Below are 21,133 nucleotides of genomic sequence, written 5' to 3' on the forward strand. Positions count from 1 at the left end.
GTTAGACGCCCATTAAAACTCAAGGTTGCGTATAGTTTTTAAAGTTTTATTTCTTTGGGCGCTATTGCTGGCTATTCGCTTCAATCTTTGGTTTTTGTAGCCACAAAACATGTTGTTGCAAGGAGCTTCTGAAGTCGCTCTCGCAACTTCCTGTTTTGTCTGTCAACAAAAATCCAAAGGATTTCCGCTGCTATCCAGAGCGCGCTCTGCTCCTAATGCTTAGTCCTTATAAATATACTCAATACTCGGTAGAATTCATGTAATACCAAAATTAATCTTCTTATAACTCAATTTTCTAGGCACAAAAAAAGCCCTGATTTCTCAGAGCTTTATTTAATATCTATTTTCAAGTAACTATGAATTAAGTATTCATACTTACTAAAAATTCTTCGTTTGATTTAGTCATTTGCATCTGCTTCTTAATGAATTCCATAGCTTCTACAGGATTCATATCTGCCATGTGATTTCTAAGAACCCACATACGTTTAGAAGTTGGTTCATCTAATAATAAATCATCACGTCTAGTAGAAGAAGAAACCAAGTCGATAGCAGGGAATACACGCTTGTTAGCAATCTTACGATCTAATTGTAACTCCATGTTACCCGTACCTTTAAATTCCTCAAAGATTACCTCATCCATTTTAGAACCTGTATCAATTAATGCAGTTGCAATAATTGTTAATGATCCACCACCTTCAATATTTCTAGCAGCTCCAAAGAATCTTTTTGGTTTGTGTAATGCATTCGCGTCAACACCACCCGATAAGATTTTACCTGATGCAGGTGCAACTGTATTATAAGCTCTTGCCAAACGAGTGATTGAATCTAATAAAATCACCACATCATGTCCACACTCTACTAATCTCTTAGCTTTAGAAAGTACAATATTTGCAACTTTCACGTGGCGTTCTGCTGGCTCATCAAAAGTTGAAGCAACTACTTCACCTTTCACATTTCTTTGCATATCTGTCACCTCCTCTGGACGCTCATCAATCAATAAGATGATTTGATAAACCTCTGGATGATTAGCCGCAATAGAGTTAGCAATGTCTTTCATCAACATTGTTTTACCCGTTTTGGGTTGAGCTACAATCATTCCACGTTGACCTTTACCAATAGGAGCAAATAAATCTACAATACGAGTAGAAACTGTACTTTGCTTACCTGCAATATGGAAACGCTCTTGTGGGAACAATGGAGTTAAGTGTTCAAAAGAAACACGATCTCTAACGTAGCTAGGTTCGCGACCATTGATTTCAACAATCTTCAATAAAGGGAAATATTTTTCTCCTTCTTTTGGTGGACGAACTTCTCCAACAACTGTATCACCTGTTTTTAAACCAAAAAGTCTAATTTGTGATTGAGAAACATAAACATCATCTGGAGATGGCAAGTAATTAAAGTCAGATGACCTTAAGAAACCATAACCTTCATTCATCATATCCAAAACACCCTCTGAACGAATAATACCATCAAACTCGTAGTTTGGATCTAGATATTTATTCTTGTGTTTGTTTTGACTTTGGGGCGCATTACTTTTATTTCCATCAACATCATTTCCTTTTTGGTTCTGATTTGATTGGTTTCTGTTATCGTTGCGCTGATTCCCTTTCTGATTGTTGTGCTTAGGCTTGTTTTGCTGATTCTGATTAGAATTTCTGTTTTGGTTATTCTGGTTAGAATCTTTGTCTTTGTTCTGATGCTTATTGTTATTAGCATCTTTATCATGGCCTTGATTCTTGTTATCATGATCTTGGTTCTTGTTCTGAACATTGTCTTTGTTAGAACCCTGATTCTTTTGATTAGAATGTTGGCTATGTGTATTTTTTCTTTGAGGTTGAGCTTTTTGTTGTTTGTTTGGCTCTCTCTCTTTTTGATCTTTATTCTTATGAGAAGGGTGATCAGCCTGTGATTTATTCTCGCTATCGTTAGAATTTTGATCTTTGTTAGCCTGCGATTTAGAGTTATGTTTTTTAGAATTATTATCCTTTTTACTTTGTTTAGCTTCTTGTACTCTTTTATTGGTAGGCTCTGCAGCAGAAACGTTTTTAATTGCAGAAGGATTAGCTGCTTGATGATCAAGGATAAGGTAGATAAGTTCTTGTTTCTTTAAAGGTTGAAAACCTTTTAAACCAAAATCTTTAGCAATTCCTCGAAGATCGGCAACTTTCTTGCCTTTCAATTCATTTAAATCGAACATATAGTTTGTGAATGTGATTGTTTAAAATGTAAATTTTTCAAGTGAAAAATAGGAGAAAGTCGTTGTTGTATGGTATTCTCTTAATGCAATATTACAAATAAATTACGAAACACTGCAAAAAAAAATAATATCTGAAAATCCTATGTATTATAGCTTTATATAGATTTAAAGAATTAAAAACATTTGAATTAAAATTAAGCTTCCCTTTTTGAGCAAAATTTGATATATTTGCGGTCGATAATTAGAATATGATTCAGAGAATACAATCTATTTTTTTATTTCTTGCAGCACTTGTTTCAGGTGTTTTTTCGAACATTTTTGATTTGTGGAAAAGCGGATCAGAATGGATGCAAGCCAATGATTATACAGTAATTTACGCGTTATTTATTGCTTCTGGTATTTTAGCCTTAGCTAATATTTTCTTTTATGGAAATAGAAAACGCCAAATGCTGTTTAATGTTATTAATATCTTTTTGAATATAGTGTTGGTGGGACTATTGGTTTATCAACTATACAATTTACCTGGAGAAGGATTTTCTTCTGAGAAAGGTATTGGGTTATTTCTTCCTGTAATTTCGATGCTGTTGCTTTGGCTTGCCAATCGCAGCATTATCAAGGACGAAAAACTTGTAAAATCGGTAGATCGGATCCGATAATCGCACTTACTTATTTATATTGAGTGTTGAAAGCAGTTGAGAAATCAGCTGCTTTTTTTTATTCTAATTTCTTACAAATCTAAAACTTACAATTCATCCACATAATACAACAGTTTGGTAACTCTAATAATATCAGCGTTTAATAAATTCAAAAATACACGCCAAAATCCTGTTTTATTTTCAGCGAAACAAATACAAGATTTGATTCAAGCTAACTTTCTACAAAGTCAAAATAGAAGTTACTTAATAGACAACTCTCTAGAGGAGATTTTGGAGTAATTAGATCCTAATCAATTTTATAGAATTAGCCGTCAAGCTTTGGTGCATTTATCTCACATAGTAGAAATCCTCTCCCACACCGGAAGTCGACTTACTCTTAGCTTCAAAGACGATAATGAAAAATGGGTCGTTAGATGCGAGTGTGAGACTTTAAAGTATAATTAGCGAGTTTAGATTTATTAAAATTTAATTCTTAAAAAAACTATCCGAAATTCTGCATTCTAATCAGGTTAGCATAAATTCCATTTTGCTCGATTAAATCTAAATGCTCTCCAGTTTCTTTAATTTCACCGGAATCCATTACAATAATTTTATCTGCATTTTGAATGGTAGACAAACGGTGAGCAATTACCAAAGAAGTTCGATTGGTCATCATATTATCCAAAGCCTCTTGCACTAAACGCTCGGATTTAGTATCTAATGCCGAAGTTGCCTCATCTAAAATCATAATCGGTGGATTTTTCATGACGGCTCTAGCAATAGATAAACGCTGCTTCTGCCCTCCCGAAAGTTTACCTCCACTTTCTCCAATATTCTCGTAATACCCATTAGGCAGGGTAACAATAAATTCATGAGCATTAGCAATCATAGCCGCTTCTTTCACCATATCTTCAGTAGCATCTTCTTTACCCATGGTAATATTATTGTAAATACTATCATTAAATAAAACAGATTCTTGTGTTACCATTCCCATCAGAGCGCGGTAATCATCTAGTTTAACATCTTGAATTGGTGTCCCATCAATAAGAATCTCCCCTTCGGTCACGTCATAAAAACGTGTCATCAAATTGGCTACGGTAGTTTTACCACTACCGGATTGCCCAACCAAAGCAACCGTTTCACCTTTATTAATAACTAAATTGAAATTCTTTAATACAGGTTGATCTGATTCATACGAAAATGAAACATTTCTAAACTCAATACTTTTTTCAAATTTAGTCAAAGGCTTAGCATCCACTTTTTGATTAACAACCACATCTGCATCTAAAACTTCAAATACTCTTTCTGCAGAAGCATTACCTCTAGAAACATCTGAAAATGATTTAGATAAAGCTTTCGCTGGGTCTAATAATTGAAAGAACAAACCTAAAAATAAAATAAAAGCAGGTCCTTCTAATCCTTCACCTTCCAATACCAGTTTTCCACCAAACCAAACCAACATAATAATAGTCAATGAACCTAAAAGCTCACTGGTTGGAGAAGCCAATTCATATTTACGCTCAACTCTATTGGTCAATGATCTCCATTGGGTATTGGTGTCAGAAAATCTTGTGCTCAAATGTTTTTCGGCGTTAAACATTTTTACAATTTTGGCTGCACTTAAAGTTTCTTCAACCTGAGAAATTAAATTTCCTAAAACTTTCTGAGCCTCACGCGTATCATTTTTTAAACTTTTGGAGATTGTTGAAATCACCAATCCCATAACTGGCAGAATAACAAATGCCGCTAGAGTTAACTTCCAATTCATGAAAATCAACATAGCCAGTGTAGCAATAATCATAATTGGCGCACGGAAAAACTCGATAATCGGCATCAACGTGAAACGCTGAACTCCATCTACATCACTTGAAATTCGGGTCATAATATCTCCCTTCCTCTGATCGGTAAAATAAGAAACTGGCAAGGCCAATAACTTATTGTACATAGCATTTCTGATGTCTCTCGATGTTCCAGACCTCAATGCAATCATATAATATTGAGCAATATACCTAAAGAAGTTTCTGAAAAAGAACATAACTACCGTAGCAGCACATAGCCAAGCTAAAACTGTTAATTGACCATATTGCTGCATTAACTCCGCAACATAAACGGTGGCATCATGTTGAAGTTTATCAAATAAACTCACATCGGCAGCTGTGGTATCGATAGGTTCTAAATCTTCTTTCTTAACATTGTCAAAAAGTATCTTTAGAATAGGTAAAATAGATGTAATAGAAACAATGGCCATTAATGAATAAAGGACATTGAACACAATGCTCAACACAAAGTAAATGCGGTAAGGTTTTGCGAACTCTAATATACGTCTGAATGGACTCATATTTAATTTTGAATTTTCAAAGGTAATCAAATTGTATTTCTTTGAATAGAGCTTATTATTTTCCTAACTTTGAACATACAAGATTTAGAATGAATTTACAGAAAAAGATTGAATCTCATATTCGCATTGTCGAAGGTTTTCCTAAGAAAGGCATCTCATTTAAAGACTTTAGTGGTGTTTTCCAAAATGCCGAATTATCCAAAGAAATTATAGAAACTTTTGCCGATCATGTGAGAGGTGAAGTCGATTTGGTCTGCGGTATCGAGAGTAGAGGCTTTATATTTGGGTTTCCAATTGCCTTAGCTTTAAATGTTCCATTTGTAATGGTGCGCAAGGAAGGAAAGCTTCCACCACCCATTGTTTCTGCTAGTTATGAACTAGAATACGGCGAAGCGACACTCGAAATTGTCGAAGGACAAATTCCAGAAGGAGCTCGTGTTCTGATTCATGATGATGTATTAGCAACAGGAGGAACCGCTGCTGCATGTAGTGAACTGGTTAAGAAAGTTGGAGCTATTCCTGCCTCCTATTCCTTCTTGGTTGAGTTAGACTTCTTGAACGGGAGATCTAAGATTGAATCAGAAGCAGAGGTGTTTTCTTTGATTCATTATCAATCTTAAAATTCCAATAATTTATTTAATTCCTAATAAATCTTATTTTTAAGAACTCATTAATTGTTAAAAACTGGCTGAAATTAATTTAAATTTCATTTCTGAATAGTTGTGAATATTAAAAGGTATTTCTAAATTGCCCTTTCCCTGAAATTTAATTTCTATGATTTTAAATGTAACTAATGAAACCGATACTCTTAAAGCTGTTGTTCTAGGACAACCAGGCGGTATGGGTGAAGATCCAGAATTAAAAGACACTTTTGACTCAAAGTCAAGAGAAAGTGTTAAGCGCGGTATTTATCCAAGCGAAGAAGATGTAACCAAAGAAATGGAAGCTTTTGAAAAAGTGCTTAAAAAGCATGATGTTCAAGTTTTTAGACCTTGGGTGATTGAGGATTTAAACCAAGTTTTCTCCCGTGATGTTGGATTTGTAATCGATGATAAATTCATCATTGCCAACCTAATCGAAGATAGAGAAGAAGAACAAAAAGCCTATGAGCGCATTATTGATTCTATCTCAGAGAAAAATATAATTAAAACTCCAGATGATGTTCATGTAGAAGGTGGTGATGTTATTTTATGGAATGAATTTATGTTTGTAGGCTGCTATAAACAAGATGATTATTCTAAATATAAAACAGCACGAACTAACGCAAAAGCTGTTGAGTTCTTAAAACATCATTTCCCACACAAATGGGTGATTGATATGGAGTTAATTAAAGATGACAACGATCCATTTAGAGGAATTCTACATTTAGATTGCACTTTCCAGCCTGTTGGTAAAGACAAAGCTATTATCTACAAAAATGGCTTTTTAAATGAAAGACATTACCAAATTCTATTGGATTTATTTGGTCGTAAAAATGTGTTTGAAGTAACCAGAGAAGAAATGTATTGGATGAATACCAACATTTTCTCTATTTCGCCTGAAGTGGTGGTTTCAGAAAAGAACTTTACGCGTCTAAACAATCACATGAGAAATGAATGGGGACTAACCGTAGAAGAAATTCCTTATCGTGAAGTTTCTAAAATGGGTGGTTTATTAAGATGTTCAACTATGCCGTTGATTCGAGAATAAGCTTAACTTAAAAACATAAAAAAGAGCGATAGTTTAGAAATAAATTATCGCTCTTTTTCCTTTTATCTGGTAATCCTTAATACTTGTTGTGATGATACATAAACTGAATAATTCCATCTGATAAACCAATTTTAGGAACGTGAATCTTCTTAGATCCAGCGAACTTCATAATACTTACATAGATTTCAAGTGCTGGAATTACCACGTCTGCTCTATCCGTTTTCATATTATATAGCGTCAATCTATCTTCAAAACTTAAGCCTTTAAGAATCTTTAATTGTTTAAATAAATAATTATATGACAAAGGCTTTCCAGGTTTACTTCCAGATTGCTTAAAAATGTGGTTAATATTACCTCCTGAACCCAAAAGCTCAATACTCTCATATGGTTTACAGTTTTCAACAACCCATGGTTTAACTTCTTTTTCAAGAAAATCCGCGCCCACTTTATCATGCAACCAACGTACAGTACCCACAGGAAAACTCTTGGTTGTGATTACTTTTCCATGCGCTAATAGCGTACATTCGGTAGAACCACCACCAACATCCACGTAAAGATAATTCTTAGAATCAGTTACATAAGATTTTAATTCTGTTTCGAAAATAATATTCCCTTCGGTTTCTCCATCGATAATCTGCAAATCAATATCAGCCTCGTCTTTAATTCTCTGCACTACTTCTTCTCCATTACTCACTTCCCTCATCGCTGAAGTGGCAAAAGCTCTATAATCCTGGATTTCGTGTACATCCATCAATAACCTAAAGGCTTTTAAAGCTTTAATCAATCGAGTAAGATTTTCATCTGATACATGCTCGGCAACAAAAGCGTCATACCCTAAACGCACAGGAGCTCTCACCAAACTTGTTTTGTTAAAAGTCCTGTGTGTTCCGTCGTCGTAAATGGTATTAACCAGCAAACGAATCGCATTGGAACCGACATCTATTGCTGCGAGTTTAGTTATCTTCATTGTATCTTTTTTTATAATATTCATAAATGCTCACTTGTGAGCGATTAGGTGCTAAGTCGTTTTCCTGATAAATCTCGTCTAAGGTTGCATTTTGAATTCTACCTTTCACATTATCATTAAAACTTAACTCAAATGTATCCATTATTTCTTCTTGAAGAATTGGATCATAAATCGGGCAAGTCATCTCTACCCTATGGTCAATATTTCGTGCCATTAAATCTGCAGAGGAAATATAAATTTTATCTTTTCCAGCATTTTTAAACCAAAAAACTCTCGGATGCTCAAGAAATTTATCGACTACACTTATGGCTTTTATATTTTCGCTTAACCCATACTTACCTGGTATCAAACAACAAATTCCACGCACAACTAATCTCACTTCAACGCCAGCATCATTTGCTTCGTAAAGCTTATCAATCATTCCTTTATCAGATAAACTATTGATTTTAATATTAATCTGTGCTGGCAAACCATTTTTCTGATTTTCAATTTCTTGATCAATAAGTTCATAGATTCTTCTTCGGGTACTAAATGGAGATAAAATCAAGTGTTTGTAATCTTTAACTTTATAATTAGCTTGGAAAAAGTCAAAAACTTCATCAATTTCAGTGGCAATTTCTTTGTGCGATGTTAAAAGAGTGAAATCCGTATAAATCCTGGCAGTTTTCTCATGAAAATTCCCGGTTGAAATAAAGGCAATCTTCTTTAAATTTTCTTCATCCTCTTCATCCGTGTAAGTTACTACACCTATTTTTGAGTGAACTTTAAGATCAGCCACTCCAAAAATTACTTGAACACCTTCGTCTTGCAGGATTTTAGACCAATTCACATTGTTAGCCTCATCGAATCTAGCACGTAATTCTAAAACAGCTGTGACTTCCTTCCCGTTTCTAACAGCATTAACTAAGGCACTCATTATTTGCGACTGATTCGCCACACGATAAACTGTCATTTTAATCGCCTTAACCTTAGGATCTATCGCGCACTCTCTAAGAAACTTTAAGAAAATAGAATAGTCCGTATAAGGCGCATGCAACATGTGGTCTTGCTGTTCAATGGCTTTAATATAACTTTTAACACCAACCAAAGCAGGAGGCGTCAAAGGTTGAATGGCTGCATTATTTAATTCGGCTCTACCTAAATCCGGAAAGCCAATAAAGTCTCTTTTGTTGTGATATTTACTCCCTGGCGAAACACTATCGTATTTATCGATGTGCATGATATTTTTAACGTACTCAAAAGTATCTGGAGCCATGTCTTTATCATAAACCAAGCGAACGGGCTCGCCACTTCTACGTCGCTCTACGCTTCGTGCTATTCTATCCATAAAACTACGCTGAACATCTTGATCTAAATCTAGTTCAGCATCTTTAGATGACTTAATAGAATGAGCTTCAATATGGTCATAATCAAAGATTTCGAAGATTTCATCGAGATTATATCGAATCGCATCTTCTAGCATCATAAAATACTTCTTATTTTCCTTGGAAGGTAAAACGATAAACCTTGAAAATATATAAGTTGGAACCTCTATTATGGCATAATTCACAATATCTTCATTCAGGTTTTTACTGAACTTGGTCATCTTAACTGCCAAATAATAAGCATCCTCTCTAAAAGACGGAATCCTTTCTTGGTCAGGTTTCCATAAGAAAACAGCCGTTGTGTGACTTAACTTTTCTTGATATAATTTTTTGATATAAGCAATATGCTCCTCCTCTAGCTGATGCTCGTCGATAAAATAAATATCCTCATCCTCTAGCTGTCTGATAATCTCTTGAAATGTTCTATCGTAATTATCTTGTTGAAGCGCTACCACTTCTCTTATTTCAGATAAAAGCTTTTTTAAAGATTGACCTTCTATAATATTATTATATGCTGCAGAATCAAGTTCTAATGCACGCAAAACGGTAGCATATCTAACCTTATAAAACTCATCTAAGTTATTGGAGTAAATACCCAAAAACCTCAATCTATCTAATAAGGGAACTGTTTTGTCTCTCGCCTCCTGCAGCACTCTTGCATTGAATTTCAACCAAGTTATTTCGCGATTTATGTATTTAATAGGAGTCGTCATTTACAGGATTTTGCCTTTTGAAATTAAAAAATTTAACTTTCCATCAGCAATATCATGCCAATTATCTTGCTTAAAACTAATAGATGCAACACTAGCAGTTTTAAACTCAAATAATGATTCACCTGTAAGAAAGCTTATTAAATCAATACAAGCATCATTGTGTCCAAAAATAATCGCTGAATCCATTTCATTAGGAAACTCTGCAATAGCTTTTTTTAAATCTAGATAGAAGAATGTGTATAAATCTTTATGAATTTTCAACCGATCTAGCTGCTTAAATTCTTTAGAAAATATAACCGCTGTATGCAAAGCTCGTGTCGCATAACTTGTAGCCCAAAAAGCAGGTATTTCGGTTAGTTTATTTTTTAAGATGGCAGCGTGATTTTCTGCTCTATCAATGCCACGTGGAAGCAAAGGACGATCATAATCTGCGATATCATAATCCCAACTCGATTTGGCATGTCTTACGATGATTAAATTCTTCATAAATGAAGCTTGTAGATTTCTTGGTGAATGTTGATTTCTAACAAATGTACAATTTAATAAAACAAATTTTATTTTAAAAAACACGAATGAAAGCTAGAGAGAACCAAGCAAATAATGCTTAAATTGCAGGATACTTAACTTTAAATTTTATTTTAAAGTGGTAATTCTCTATTTTTACCACCTACTTACACATTTTTAATCCATAGATTTCAATGCAATATAATACAACGAGAGAGAAATTGATCATTCCAGAATATGGTCGACATGTTCAGGAAATGGTAAATCATTGCAAAAAGATAGAAAACAAGGACGATAGAAACGAATTTGCTCATGCTATTATAGAGGTAATGGGTAACCTAAACACGCATCTACGTGATGTTCAGGATTTTCAACATAAGCTTTGGGATCAGTTATTTATAATGGCAGATTTTGATTTAGATGTTGATTCTCCCTATCCAACACCTAAAAAAGAAGATTTCTCTAAACCACCTAACAAAATTCCTTATCCGGTATTTAATTTAAAATATCGCTACTACGGACAAAACATCCAGCGAATGATTGATGTGGCTGTTGAGTGGGAAGAAGGAGAAAAAAGAGATGGGCTTATCCAGTCGATCGCCAACCAAATGAAAAAAAGTTATTTGCTTTGGAACAAGGATAATGTAGACGATAGAGTTATATTCAATCAATTAAAAGATATGTCTAATGGTAAAATTGATATCCAACAAATGGAAGAAGATATCAATCTTTCCTCTTCGCGTGATTTAACGCAAGGAAAACCAAGAGGAGCCAAGAAATACTCTAAGAAAAGAAGACCAAAAAGAAAAAAATAAAATTCTAAATTTATATGCCAAAATTGGAGATTCGTGGTGGGAAACCGCTTAAAGGCGAAATCATACCACAGGGAGCTAAAAATGAGGCGCTGCAAATTCTTTGCGCTACCTTATTAACAGATGAACCCGTACGAATTAAAAATATTCCCGACATTAAAGATGTCAACCGCTTGATAGAAATCCTAGGAAGTTTAGATGTTAGCATCACCAAACACGCCAAGGGAGATTATACTTTTCAAGCGAATAATCTACACATAGACTACCTTAAAACTAAAGACTTCAAAAAAGATGGCGCGTCTCTTCGTGGGTCGGTTATGTTAATGGGACCTTTCTTAGCAAGATTTGGATTTGCTTATATGCCAAAACCAGGTGGAGATAAAATCGGTAGACGTAGATTAGATACGCACTTCGAAGGATTCGAAAAACTAGGCGCTGAATTTAGATATTCTCCAGAAGAAAGTTTCTATGGTGTAGAACTTCCCGAAGGCAAAAAATTAAAAGGAAGCTATATGCTTCTAGAAGAAGCTTCTGTTACGGGTACAGCCAATATTCTTATGGCAGCCGTTTTTGCAGAAGGTAAGACTCAGATTTACAACGCTGCTTGTGAACCATATATTCAACAATTGTGTAAGATGTTGAATCGAATGGGAGCTAAAATCGAAGGAGTAGGTTCAAATTTACTAACCATTGAAGGCGTTGAAAAACTAGGTGGAACAGAACACACCATTCTTCCAGATATGATTGAAATCGGTTCTTGGATTGGCTTAGCGGCGATGACAAGATCTGAAATTACAATTAAAAATGTTGGATGGGAACATCTTGGTGTTATTCCAGATACTTTCAAAAAACTTGGTATTAAGTTAGAAAAAGTTGGAGACGACATTTATATTCCAGCTCAAGAAAGTTATGAAATCCAAAGTTTTATCGATGGTTCAATCATGACAATCTCTGATGCGCCATGGCCAGGTTTCACACCAGATTTATTGAGTATTATTTTGGTAGTAGCAACACAAGCCAAAGGAAGTGTGCTTATTCATCAGAAAATGTTTGAAAGCAGATTGTTCTTCGTCGATAAATTAATTGACATGGGAGCTCAGATTATTCTATGTGATCCTCATCGTGCAACTGTAATTGGACAAAATCATGCGACACCTTTGAGAGGTCAGACTTTAACTTCTCCTGACATTAGAGCGGGTATTGCTTTATTAATTGCAGCTTTATCGGCAAAAGGAACAAGTACGATTTTCAACATTGAACAAATCGACCGTGGATATGAAGATATCGACGAAAGATTACGCAAAATTGGTGCGGATATAAGACGTGTCGATTAGACTAAAATAATATATATAAATTACAGAAAACCATGTTCAAAATACGTTCTTTTGGCATGGTTTTCATTGTAAATAGGAATTAAATAAAGCTAGAAATTGTTTTCATCTCATTAGATTAAGACTACCTTTGCAAACGATTATTTCAATCCAAACTATGCGCAGTTTCAAAGATTATTTTATTATATTTTTAAAAGGCCTAGGAATGGGTGCAGCCGATGTTGTACCAGGAGTTTCAGGAGGGACTATTGCCTTTATCGCAGGTATTTACGAAGAATTATTAGATAGTATCTCCGCCATAAAACCTTCTTTAATTAATGATTTAAAAGAAGGTGGAATTTCGGCTGTTTGGGAAAAAGTAAATGGAAATTTCTTAGCTGCTCTACTTTCAGGAATCGCTGTTAGTATTTTGTCATTAGCTAAAATATTAACCTATGCCATGCAGTTCTACCCTACCCAATTATGGGCATTCTTTTTTGGGTTGATTATCGCCAGTATTTGGTACGTTGGAAAACAAATCAAAAAATGGGATTTCGGGGTTATTGCCGGTCTTATTCTTGGAACTTTAGCGGTTTATTATCTTTCGATTACACCACCATTAGGTGCTAATTCATCCTATTTATTTTTATTCTTTGCAGGTTCAATTGCGGCTTGCGCTATGATTTTACCCGGCGTTTCAGGTAGTTTTATCTTACTACTTCTAGGAGCATATGCCACGGTGATTTCGGCAGTTGGAAATCATGATTTTGTGACCGTTGGCGTAGTTGGAATTGGAGCTGTAACTGGATTGATCGCATTTTCGAAGTTATTAAAATACCTTTTGCATCATTATCACAATACACTCATAGCTGTTTTAACCGGTTTTTTAATCGGATCATTATGGAAGATTTGGCCATGGAAAAAAGATGAAATGATTTATGTAAAAGAAGTCGGAGCCTCAGAAGCATCCAATTATTTGGGTGATTTCAACAGCCTATCTGCCTATCTTAAGACAGCAAGCACAGAAGAGTTTGGACGATACAAAGCATTTATAGAAACTAATATATTACCAAAAACCTACGAAAACCTTAACCCTGGAGCTAGCGCAGATTTAATACCTGCTGCTATATTTTTAGTCCTAGGCTTTTCGGTTATATTTATCATAGAATTCATCGCGAAAAAGAAAAATGTATAAAAGATCATTCATAGACTACGTCGTACTTTATTTTAAAGGACTCCTAATGGGAACTGCTAACAAAATCCCAGGGGTTTCTGGTGGAATGATAGCATTGGTGACGGGATTCTATGAAGAAATGATTTATTCATTTCAAAAAATCAATATCAAATCACTTCAACTACTCTTGGCGGGTAGATTTAGAAAGTTTTTTGAATACATTAATTTTAAGTTTTTATTCGCAACCAACTTTGGTTCTATTTCTGCCTTTTTCTCCATCTCTCTATTGATAGATTGGCTTATGAGAACCCCGGCAGAAAAGGGTTTAGGTTTAGAAACTGAAGTCTGGAGTTATTTCTTCGGACTAATTATCGGATCTATTTATTATGTTTCCTTAAAAGTCAAGAAATGGACACTCAAACCTTATATGGGGGTTGTTTTCGGGGCAGTTTTGGGACTTATAATATCCTTTATGGACCCGATGCCACCCAACGATAATTATTGGTTTATCTTTCTCTGTGGTATAATTGGCGTATCTGGAATGACATTACCCGGTTTCTCAGGATCCTTTATATTAATCATTATTGGAAATTACAACTTATTAATGGTAGATGCGGTAAATAACCTATTCTATGCGCTCACAGCAGTATTTAACGGCGACTTCAAGATGTTGGGAACTTCATCTTTGGTTGAGCGTGCTGAACGCGTTAGAATGATTTATTTAGTTGGAATCTTTGCCTCTGGTTCTTTGTTTGGAATGGTAACTTTTTCCAAATTGATGGGCTTCTTATTAAGACGTTGGCACAATATCGTAATTGCCACATTAATGGGCTTTATTATTGGATCATTAGGAGCCGCTTGGCCTTGGAAAACAGAAGATTTAGACCATCACAATCAATTGATTGGCTACACTCGATTTATACCAGAAATTGATGCTAGATTTTTTATCCAAATTTTATGCATTATCATTGGTATTGCATCCATATTACTTATTAAGCATTATGAAAACAAAAGAATCAAACTTTAAAAGGTTTGGGTTAGTTGGTAGAAAAATTAGTTATTCTTTCTCTCCTGCCTATTTTAAAGAGAAGTTTAGCACAGAAAAAATAGATGCCAGCTATAAAATTTTTGAATTAAACCAGATCCAACAATTTCCTCAATTGTTTTTAACAAGCAATTTAGCTGGATTAAACGTTACAACGCCCTACAAAGAGGAAATCATGATTTTCATGGATAGTTTATCTCCAGAAGCAAAAGCCATTGGAGCAGTTAATACAATTAAATTTAAAGGTGATCACTTAATCGGTCATAATACAGATTATATTGGTTTTAGAGACTCCATTAAACCTTTACTAAAGGAAAACCATACAAAAGCTCTTATCCTTGGAACAGGTGGCGCTACCAAAGCTGTGAAATATGCACTTGAGTTATTAAATATAGAATTCAAGACTGTTTCGCGAGATAGTAGTAAGGCAGATTATACTTACGAGGATTTAACACCAGAAATAATTACTGAACATCCTATCATTATTAATGCAACTCCACTGGGTACATTTCCCGAGGTAGAACAAGCACCAGAAATTCCATATGAAGCTATTACAAATCAACATTTAGCTTATGATTTGGTCTATAATCCGGAGAAAACTCTGTTTTTGACTCAAGCTGAAGCTCAAGGAGCTCAAATTAAAAACGGCTATGAAATGTTGGAAATCCAAGCCGAAGAATCTTGGAAAATTTGGAATTCGAAATAATTTCTTATTTCAAGCATGAATATTATTAAAAATTTAAGCAAGCACGGCTTTAAATTTTAGAATCTTAAAATCAAAATATTCTAAGCTTTTTAGGTTAAAAATACCATTCAAATATCTATTAAAATTGTAAGCTATTCTGTTTAGGTATTTTAGATTGAATTCATTAGATTTGTTATTTACTGAAAGTATATTATTATGTCAATTGATAAAGATAACCTGCCAAAGGCAGATGGACAAGAGAATCTTACCAACGCACCTGAAACAACAGAGACTAATCAGGATGCAAAAGCTAGTGAGCTAACCGCTGAAGACACAACAGGAGAAGCTCCTATTCAAATTCACGGCGATAGCGCTGAGCAAGAAATGACGGAAGATTTAGAAAAATTACCTGAAGGCGTAGTTCCTGATGCAGAGGAAATGAAAGAGCAAAAACCTACAAGTATTGAAAAGGATTTTGATGAAAACGCCGATCAAGACCAAGCTCAGAATGAGGATGAAGAAGAAAACGAAGATGAAGAGCAAACGGTTCCATTAAAGGACTATGACGACATGTCATTGGCCGATATGGTAAAGGAAGCTAAAGAATTAATTGGTACGTACGCACCCCTTAAACTTCGTGAAGCTTTTGGAAACTTGAGAGATTCTTTCCGTAAAAAAGCAGAAGAGATTGAAGCTGCTGCAAAGGAAAAATTCTTAGAAGAAGGAGGAAATGCCATCGACTTTAGACATGATAATCCACATGGCACACCTTTCTTTGATGTTTATGCTGAGTTCCGCTCAAAAGTAGATGCTCATTATAAGAAAGTAGAAGCTGAACAAGAGGCTAATCTTAAAGAAAGAGAAGCAATCATCAATGAATTAAAGGCTTTATATACTGAACCTTCAGAAAACAATTCACATATATTCAAGAAGTTTAGAGATCTAAAAACGCGTTGGCACAATGCGGGTAGAATCCCTAAAGCACAAGCTGGAAACATTTTTAAAACTTATTATTTCCACTTAGATAACTTTAATGAATTCTTGGATTTAAACCAGGAATTAAGAAAAATGGATTACGAACACAACTTAGAGGTTCGTCATTCGATTATTGATAGAGCAAAAGCTTTATTAAAAGAAGAAAACGTTCAAAAAGCATTGAACGAGCTACAATACCTTCACCGTATGTGGAAAGAAGAAGGTGTTCCTGTAGCGGAAGAAATGCGTGAAAAAACTTGGTTAGAGTTTAAAAGTTTAACCAATAAAATTCACGATAGAAAAACTGAATTAAACGAGAAACTTCAGAAAAAACAGCAAGAAAATCTTGAAAAGAAAAGAGCTGTAATTGATAAAATTTCAAAGTTAATCGAGGGAGATTTACCGAAATCTCACAATGCATGGCAAAAGAAGATTAAAGAAATGAAAGGCCTTCGCGAAGAGTTCTTTGCATTAGGTAGAGTTCCAAGAGAGAACAATCAACCAACTTGGGATGCATTCAAAGAAGCTTCTAAAGGATTTAACCATGAGAAAAATGCTTTCTACAAGAACATGAAAGCTGAACAGATGGAAAATCTTGAGAAGAAAAGAAAATTAGTAGAAATTGCTAATGAACACAAAAACAGCTCAGATTGGAATAATTCTGTTCAAGTTGTTAAACGTATTCAAGCTGAATGGAAGAAAATTGGACATGTTCCAAGAAAGTATTCAGATAAGATTTGGAAAGAGTTTAGTCAGGCAAATAATCAATTCTTTGATCGTTATAAAAATAGAAACAACGAAAAACTAGAGAAGCAAAAAGAAAATCTAGACAAGAAATTGGCGCTATTAGAAGAAATGAAAACCGCCGAAAAGCCAAAAGACAAAGATGCTTTATTAGCTTGGATTAATGATTATAGCGTTAAATGGTCTACGATTGGTTATGTTCCAAATGGAAAACAAGATATCAATAAAGATTTCTCTTCATTAACAGAGAAGTTCTTGACAGATGCTGGTTTAGATAAAAATGCTATTGCAAAAGCACAATGGGAAAGTCAGATCGATAGAATTAAGACTACCCTTGACGAAGATGCATTACGTAATCTTAAGTACGACACCAGAAAACAAATGGATGAAGTTCAAAAAGAGGTTACTCATTTACAAACCAACTTAGCGTTTTTCTCTAATGCAGACGAAAATAATCCATTATTCAAAAATGCGATTCAAAACATTGAGAATAAAGTAAATGAACTTAAAGAGCTTGAGTCTAGATTTGATGATTTAAGACATATAAACTTAGATGCACTAGAACAAGCACAAGATGCAGCAGCAGAAATAGAGGCTGATGCTGCTTCTGAAGAGGAATAAATAGGTTTTAAATAATCAATTCAAAAATCCCAAATTCTTAATATTTGATATATAAAGTTTGGGATTTTTCTTCTGAATAAAATTAATTATCGGTTGAGTATGGACGAATTAATGATGCAAAGATGTTTAGAACTTGCCAAAAATGCTTTGGGAACCACTTATCCCAATCCATTGGTTGGAAGCGTCATTGTTCATAATCAGAAAATTATAGGCGAAGGTTGGCACAAAAAGGCAGGTCAAGATCATGCTGAAATTGTAGCCATCAACAGTGTTCAAGATAAATCACTTTTGAAGGAAAGCACCTTATATGTGAACCTAGAGCCATGCTCCCATTTTGGAAAAACACCTCCATGCTCACATAAAATCGTAGAATACGGCATTCCTAAAGTAGTTGTTGGAATTAGAGACAAAGCAGCACATGTCAACGGAAAAGGCATCGCTTATCTGAGAGAAAACGGTGTGGAGGTCGTTGAAAATATTCTTGAAGAAGAGTGCGAATGGTTGAATCGTAGATTTTTCACCTTTCACACCAAAAAGCGTCCTTATATTATTCTAAAGTTTGCTCAAACTTCTAACGGGTATTTTGCGCCACTTGGTCAAGAACAAAAGTGGATTACTAATGCCTATTGCAAACAACTTGCGCATAAATGGCGAACCGAAGAAGCATCTATTTTAGTAGGAAAAAGAACTGCTGAGATCGACCAACCTCAATTGAATGCCAGATTATGGCAAGGGAATCAGCCGATTAGAGTATTAATTAGTAGGGAATTGAGCCCAGAAATTAAATCCTTTCTATCATCTGACCTTAAAACCATCGCTTTTACGGAAGCAGAGAATGAAAAGAGGCAAAATGTTGATTTTATTAAAATCGATTTCAAGGTAAATGTGTTAGAACAAATTCTTCATCATTTACACGAACAAAATTTACAGTCGATTATAATAGAAGGTGGTGCAGCGACTTTAGCACATTTTATAGAAGAAAATCTTTGGGATGAAGCGAGAGTTTTCACTGGTGATGTGGCTTGGGAAAATGGAATCAAAGCACCTATATTGGAGAATGCTAGTTTAAAGTTCCGACAGGATTTGGGCAGAGATGAATATAAATTATATGTGAATCGCAAACAATGAAATACGAGTGCAAGACCATAAGTAAATCCGTGGTGGATATTATTCAAAAGGAAAAAGGCAGCAAATTCATTGGCTACGCCTATTATGTCCGAAATGAAGGTGATGTAAAGAAAAGATTAGAAGAAATCAAATCGATTCATCCGTCTGCAACACATCATTGTTATGCCTATCGCTTAGGATTTGCCGGTAAAAAATACAGAGCTAACGATGATGGCGAGCCAAATGGAACGGCTGGATTACCTATTTACAATCAACTTTTGTCATTTGATTACACCTTCACATTGGTGGTGGTAGTTCGTTATTATGGAGGAACCAAATTAGGCGTTAGCGGCTTGATTAAAGCTTATAAAAACTGTGCTGAGGAGACTTTGCAGAATGCTAAAACTAAGATTTTAGAGAAGAAAGAAAGACATCTTTTGGTTTTCCCTTATTCATCTCAAGGAGATGCCATGCGCATCATCGATCGCTACAATGGCGACATGTTGACCCAAAGTTACATGGCCGAGTGCGAGATTGAAGTAGAAGTTAGCAAACGAAAGAGTAAAGAATTTCTTGAACATTTAGAGGCGTTTCAAGATATAGAAATTTATGAATGCGACTAAGTAAAGTAGTTACAGCCCACATACTTTTGTTGTTGGCTAATTTGATTTATGGGGTCAATTATACCGTTTCTAAAATCCCCATGCCTGAATACATCAAGCCGCTTGGTTTGGTTTTATTAAGATGTATTGCAGCGGTTGCCTTTTTCTGGATATTACATTATTTCATTAAATCCCCAAGTAAAAAGCAGAAAATAGAATCCAAAGATTGGGTACGACTCGTTCTAGCTGGATTATTTGGGATAGCCATCAACCAAATTCTATTCTTCAAAGGATTAGAGTTATCACAGCCCATTAGTGCGTCCATTATTATGACGAGCACACCTATAGCCGTTCTAATCGTTGCCTTATTCATTGCAAAAGAAAGACTCACATGGAATAAAGCTATTGGATTATTCCTAGGTCTCGTGGGTGCATTGGCACTTATTCTTTCAGGAGACTCTAGAGCCAGCTCTTATGCCCCCAACCCTACTTTAGGCAATATTATGATTTTCATAAATGCCTTATCCTATGCTATTTACCTTGTTATTTCTAAAAAATTAATTGAGAAATATGACAATATGCTTTTCATGAAATGGGTGTTTAGCATTGGCTTATTTATGGTTTTACCCTTTGGATTTAATGAAGTTATAGACGCCAGATGGTCTGAGATGAATACAGAAATATGGTTGTCGATTGGGTTTATTTTAATTTTTGTTAGCTGTTTAACCTACTATTTCACTACCGTAAGTTTAAACGTCCTTCCCTCGTCTACCGTTGGAATTTATATCTATGCACAACCTGTTTTCGCTGTTCTGACAGCTATAATTTTAGGAGCTGACTCGTTGGACTTGGTTAAGGTAGTATCAGCTTTAATGATTTTTGTGGGAGTATATTTAGTTTCGAATACTAAAAAATTAAAAACAAAAGCAACTTAAATTAAAAATAGGATTAAAATCCTCTTGATTTGTTGTGGAATAATCCAGCATTTCAAAAAAGTGAATATATCTATCAATAAATTGAGTTTCAAAAAAAAGTTTCCTGATTTTTAGGGTTAAATTTTTAGAAAACTAATCTTTCCATCTTTAATTTAGCTTTCCTTCAAATTATCATAATCGAGGAGTTTTTCTCTCAAATTGTTCGGAATTCGGCAAGGTCGATTTTTTAACATATCAACAAATACCAATTCTGTACTTCCTTCATGAAGTAATAAATCTGATTCATTAAAAATTTTATATTCAAATTTTATCCTTACACCATCGGGAACTTTTGGGATGCTAGTAACGATTTTCAACCTATCATCATAGCGTGCTGGGTGGTGATAAAAACTTTGCATATTTATTACCGGCATCATTACTCCTTTGTCCTCCAATGACTTGTATGTTACACCGATTTTTCTAAAGAGTTCTACACGTCCAATTTCAAAGAATTGCGCGTAATTACCGTAATAGACATAACCCATCTGATCGGTTTCGCCATATCTCACTCTAATAAAAGTAGTTGCCTCAATCATGCTTAATGTATTCTTTAATAGATACGAAAATGTTTTCAATTTTGCAATAGGTAAGTGACTTTTTTTGTTCAAAGTTTTTTCACATTTTTGTACCACAGGGCTCAATTATATGTGAGCCTTTTTCGACTAACAAATTTA

The 21,133-nt window shown here is 34.7% G+C and carries 18 protein-coding genes and 1 pseudogene; 13 read left to right on the plus strand and 6 right to left on the minus strand.

All coding sequences use genetic code 11. From position 1 onward, the window contains the following. Nucleotides 1-361 precede the first annotated feature (361 nt). A complete protein-coding gene (rho, locus tag NLM59_RS02635; RefSeq protein WP_304416190.1) occupies nucleotides 362-2,200 on the minus strand; it encodes a transcription termination factor Rho in 1,839 nt (612 codons plus the stop codon). Between the two features lie 248 nt (nucleotides 2,201-2,448). On the opposite strand from rho, the gene NLM59_RS02640 reads away from it, so the two are divergent. Both NLM59_RS02640 and NLM59_RS11855 read left to right on the plus strand, forming a co-directional pair. Then, entirely contained in the window at nucleotides 2,449-2,856 is a 408-nt protein-coding gene (locus NLM59_RS02640; protein WP_304416191.1) for a DUF4293 domain-containing protein, read from the plus strand. Between the two features lie 291 nt (nucleotides 2,857-3,147). After that, nucleotides 3,148-3,300 (plus strand): annotated as a pseudogene (locus NLM59_RS11855) (LytTR family transcriptional regulator DNA-binding domain-containing protein); the annotation flags it as partial. 37 nt (nucleotides 3,301-3,337) lie between these two features. Here NLM59_RS11855 and NLM59_RS02645 read toward each other — a convergent pair. Next, nucleotides 3,338-5,173, minus strand: a complete 1,836-nt coding sequence (locus tag NLM59_RS02645) for an ABC transporter ATP-binding protein (RefSeq protein WP_304416192.1) — start codon at nucleotides 5,171-5,173, stop codon at nucleotides 3,338-3,340. 89 nt (nucleotides 5,174-5,262) lie between these two features. On the opposite strand from NLM59_RS02645, the gene NLM59_RS02650 reads away from it, so the two are divergent. Both NLM59_RS02650 and NLM59_RS02655 read left to right on the plus strand, forming a co-directional pair. Then, entirely contained in the window at nucleotides 5,263-5,793 is a 531-nt protein-coding gene (locus NLM59_RS02650; RefSeq protein WP_304416193.1) for an adenine phosphoribosyltransferase, read from the plus strand. A 154-nt stretch (nucleotides 5,794-5,947) separates the two neighbouring features. Beyond that, nucleotides 5,948-6,862 carry a dimethylarginine dimethylaminohydrolase family protein gene (locus NLM59_RS02655; protein ID WP_304416194.1) on the plus strand — a complete coding sequence of 305 codons (915 nt, stop codon included), beginning with the start codon at nucleotides 5,948-5,950 and terminating at the stop codon, nucleotides 6,860-6,862. 76 nt (nucleotides 6,863-6,938) lie between these two features. On the opposite strand, the gene NLM59_RS02660 is transcribed toward NLM59_RS02655, so the two are convergent. The 3 genes from NLM59_RS02660 to NLM59_RS02670 are packed head-to-tail and all read right to left on the minus strand — an operon-like array spanning nucleotide 6,939 to nucleotide 10,392. Beyond that, the gene (locus NLM59_RS02660; RefSeq protein WP_304416195.1) at nucleotides 6,939-7,829 is read right to left on the minus strand and encodes a Ppx/GppA phosphatase family protein; all 891 of its coding nucleotides are present in this window, start codon (nucleotides 7,827-7,829) and stop codon (nucleotides 6,939-6,941) included. Then, nucleotides 7,816-9,906, minus strand: coding sequence for a polyphosphate kinase 1 (ppk1, locus tag NLM59_RS02665; RefSeq protein ID WP_304416196.1), 2,091 nt, complete (start codon nucleotides 9,904-9,906; stop codon nucleotides 7,816-7,818). Before ppk1 ends, NLM59_RS02660 begins: the two co-directional genes overlap by 14 nt. After that, nucleotides 9,907-10,392: a SixA phosphatase family protein gene (locus tag NLM59_RS02670; protein ID WP_304416197.1), complete on the minus strand. Its 486-nt coding sequence runs from the start codon at nucleotides 10,390-10,392 to the stop codon at nucleotides 9,907-9,909. A 212-nt stretch (nucleotides 10,393-10,604) separates the two neighbouring features. Here NLM59_RS02670 and NLM59_RS02675 point away from each other — a divergent pair, with 212 nt between their 5' ends. The 9 genes from NLM59_RS02675 to NLM59_RS02715 all read left to right on the plus strand — a co-directional run bounded on the left by NLM59_RS02675 (nucleotide 10,605) and on the right by NLM59_RS02715 (nucleotide 20,420). Then, the gene (locus NLM59_RS02675; protein WP_304416198.1) at nucleotides 10,605-11,225 is read left to right on the plus strand and encodes a DUF4290 domain-containing protein; all 621 of its coding nucleotides are present in this window, start codon (nucleotides 10,605-10,607) and stop codon (nucleotides 11,223-11,225) included. A gap of 14 nt (nucleotides 11,226-11,239) precedes the next feature. Next, nucleotides 11,240-12,556 (plus strand): UDP-N-acetylglucosamine 1-carboxyvinyltransferase, encoded by a 1,317-nt coding sequence (gene murA / locus NLM59_RS02680; RefSeq protein ID WP_304416199.1) that lies wholly within the window; start codon nucleotides 11,240-11,242, stop codon nucleotides 12,554-12,556. Nucleotides 12,557-12,710: 154 nt separating this feature from the next. After that, the gene (locus tag NLM59_RS02685) at nucleotides 12,711-13,727 is read left to right on the plus strand and encodes a DUF368 domain-containing protein (RefSeq protein ID WP_304416200.1); all 1,017 of its coding nucleotides are present in this window, start codon (nucleotides 12,711-12,713) and stop codon (nucleotides 13,725-13,727) included. Beyond that, nucleotides 13,720-14,733, plus strand: coding sequence for a DUF368 domain-containing protein (locus NLM59_RS02690; protein ID WP_304416201.1), 1,014 nt, complete (start codon nucleotides 13,720-13,722; stop codon nucleotides 14,731-14,733). The genes NLM59_RS02685 and NLM59_RS02690 overlap by 8 nt, the downstream gene beginning before the upstream one ends. Next, nucleotides 14,708-15,457 carry a shikimate dehydrogenase family protein gene (locus NLM59_RS02695; protein ID WP_304416202.1) on the plus strand — a complete coding sequence of 250 codons (750 nt, stop codon included), beginning with the start codon at nucleotides 14,708-14,710 and terminating at the stop codon, nucleotides 15,455-15,457. Before NLM59_RS02690 ends, NLM59_RS02695 begins: the two co-directional genes overlap by 26 nt. Before the next feature lie 195 nt (nucleotides 15,458-15,652). Then, entirely contained in the window at nucleotides 15,653-17,776 is a 2,124-nt protein-coding gene (locus tag NLM59_RS02700) for a DUF349 domain-containing protein (protein ID WP_304416203.1), read from the plus strand. Between the two features lie 99 nt (nucleotides 17,777-17,875). Then, the gene (ribD, locus tag NLM59_RS02705; protein WP_304416519.1) at nucleotides 17,876-18,904 is read left to right on the plus strand and encodes a bifunctional diaminohydroxyphosphoribosylaminopyrimidine deaminase/5-amino-6-(5-phosphoribosylamino)uracil reductase RibD; all 1,029 of its coding nucleotides are present in this window, start codon (nucleotides 17,876-17,878) and stop codon (nucleotides 18,902-18,904) included. Beyond that, on the plus strand, nucleotides 18,901-19,506 hold the full coding sequence (locus tag NLM59_RS02710; RefSeq protein ID WP_304416204.1) for an IMPACT family protein: 606 nt from the start codon (nucleotides 18,901-18,903) through the stop codon (nucleotides 19,504-19,506). Before ribD ends, NLM59_RS02710 begins: the two co-directional genes overlap by 4 nt. Then, complete coding sequence (locus NLM59_RS02715; protein WP_304416205.1) at nucleotides 19,497-20,420, plus strand: DMT family transporter; 924 nt, start codon at nucleotides 19,497-19,499, stop codon at nucleotides 20,418-20,420. The genes NLM59_RS02710 and NLM59_RS02715 overlap by 10 nt, the downstream gene beginning before the upstream one ends. Before the next feature lie 152 nt (nucleotides 20,421-20,572). Here the strand turns inward: NLM59_RS02715 and NLM59_RS02720 are convergent, their stop codons facing one another. After that, the gene (locus NLM59_RS02720; protein WP_304416206.1) at nucleotides 20,573-21,067 is read right to left on the minus strand and encodes an acyl-CoA thioesterase; all 495 of its coding nucleotides are present in this window, start codon (nucleotides 21,065-21,067) and stop codon (nucleotides 20,573-20,575) included. Nucleotides 21,068-21,133: the final 66 nt, after the last annotated feature.

This window comes from Profundicola chukchiensis, from assembly GCF_029664245.1.
GTDB classification, from domain to species: Bacteria; Bacteroidota; Bacteroidia; order Flavobacteriales; family Weeksellaceae; genus Profundicola; species Profundicola chukchiensis.

Bases quoted from the DNA above. Each gene is read 5' to 3' on its own strand.
- rho (WP_304416190.1), bottom strand. From the start codon at position 2,200: ATGTTCGATTTAAATGAATTGAAAGGCAAGAAAGTTGCCGATCTTCGA.
- NLM59_RS02640 (WP_304416191.1), top strand. From the start codon at position 2,449: ATGATTCAGAGAATACAATCTATTTTTTTATTTCTTGCAGCACTTGTT.
- NLM59_RS02645 (WP_304416192.1), bottom strand. From the start codon at position 5,173: ATGAGTCCATTCAGACGTATATTAGAGTTCGCAAAACCTTACCGCATT.
- NLM59_RS02650 (WP_304416193.1), top strand. From the start codon at position 5,263: ATGAATTTACAGAAAAAGATTGAATCTCATATTCGCATTGTCGAAGGT.
- NLM59_RS02655 (WP_304416194.1), top strand. From the start codon at position 5,948: ATGATTTTAAATGTAACTAATGAAACCGATACTCTTAAAGCTGTTGTT.
- NLM59_RS02660 (WP_304416195.1), bottom strand. From the start codon at position 7,829: ATGAAGATAACTAAACTCGCAGCAATAGATGTCGGTTCCAATGCGATT.
- ppk1 (WP_304416196.1), bottom strand. From the start codon at position 9,906: ATGACGACTCCTATTAAATACATAAATCGCGAAATAACTTGGTTGAAA.
- NLM59_RS02670 (WP_304416197.1), bottom strand. From the start codon at position 10,392: ATGAAGAATTTAATCATCGTAAGACATGCCAAATCGAGTTGGGATTAT.
- NLM59_RS02675 (WP_304416198.1), top strand. From the start codon at position 10,605: ATGCAATATAATACAACGAGAGAGAAATTGATCATTCCAGAATATGGT.
- murA (WP_304416199.1), top strand. From the start codon at position 11,240: ATGCCAAAATTGGAGATTCGTGGTGGGAAACCGCTTAAAGGCGAAATC.
- NLM59_RS02685 (WP_304416200.1), top strand. From the start codon at position 12,711: ATGCGCAGTTTCAAAGATTATTTTATTATATTTTTAAAAGGCCTAGGA.
- NLM59_RS02690 (WP_304416201.1), top strand. From the start codon at position 13,720: ATGTATAAAAGATCATTCATAGACTACGTCGTACTTTATTTTAAAGGA.
- NLM59_RS02695 (WP_304416202.1), top strand. From the start codon at position 14,708: ATGAAAACAAAAGAATCAAACTTTAAAAGGTTTGGGTTAGTTGGTAGA.
- NLM59_RS02700 (WP_304416203.1), top strand. From the start codon at position 15,653: ATGTCAATTGATAAAGATAACCTGCCAAAGGCAGATGGACAAGAGAAT.
- ribD (WP_304416519.1), top strand. From the start codon at position 17,876: ATGGACGAATTAATGATGCAAAGATGTTTAGAACTTGCCAAAAATGCT.
- NLM59_RS02710 (WP_304416204.1), top strand. From the start codon at position 18,901: ATGAAATACGAGTGCAAGACCATAAGTAAATCCGTGGTGGATATTATT.
- NLM59_RS02715 (WP_304416205.1), top strand. From the start codon at position 19,497: ATGCGACTAAGTAAAGTAGTTACAGCCCACATACTTTTGTTGTTGGCT.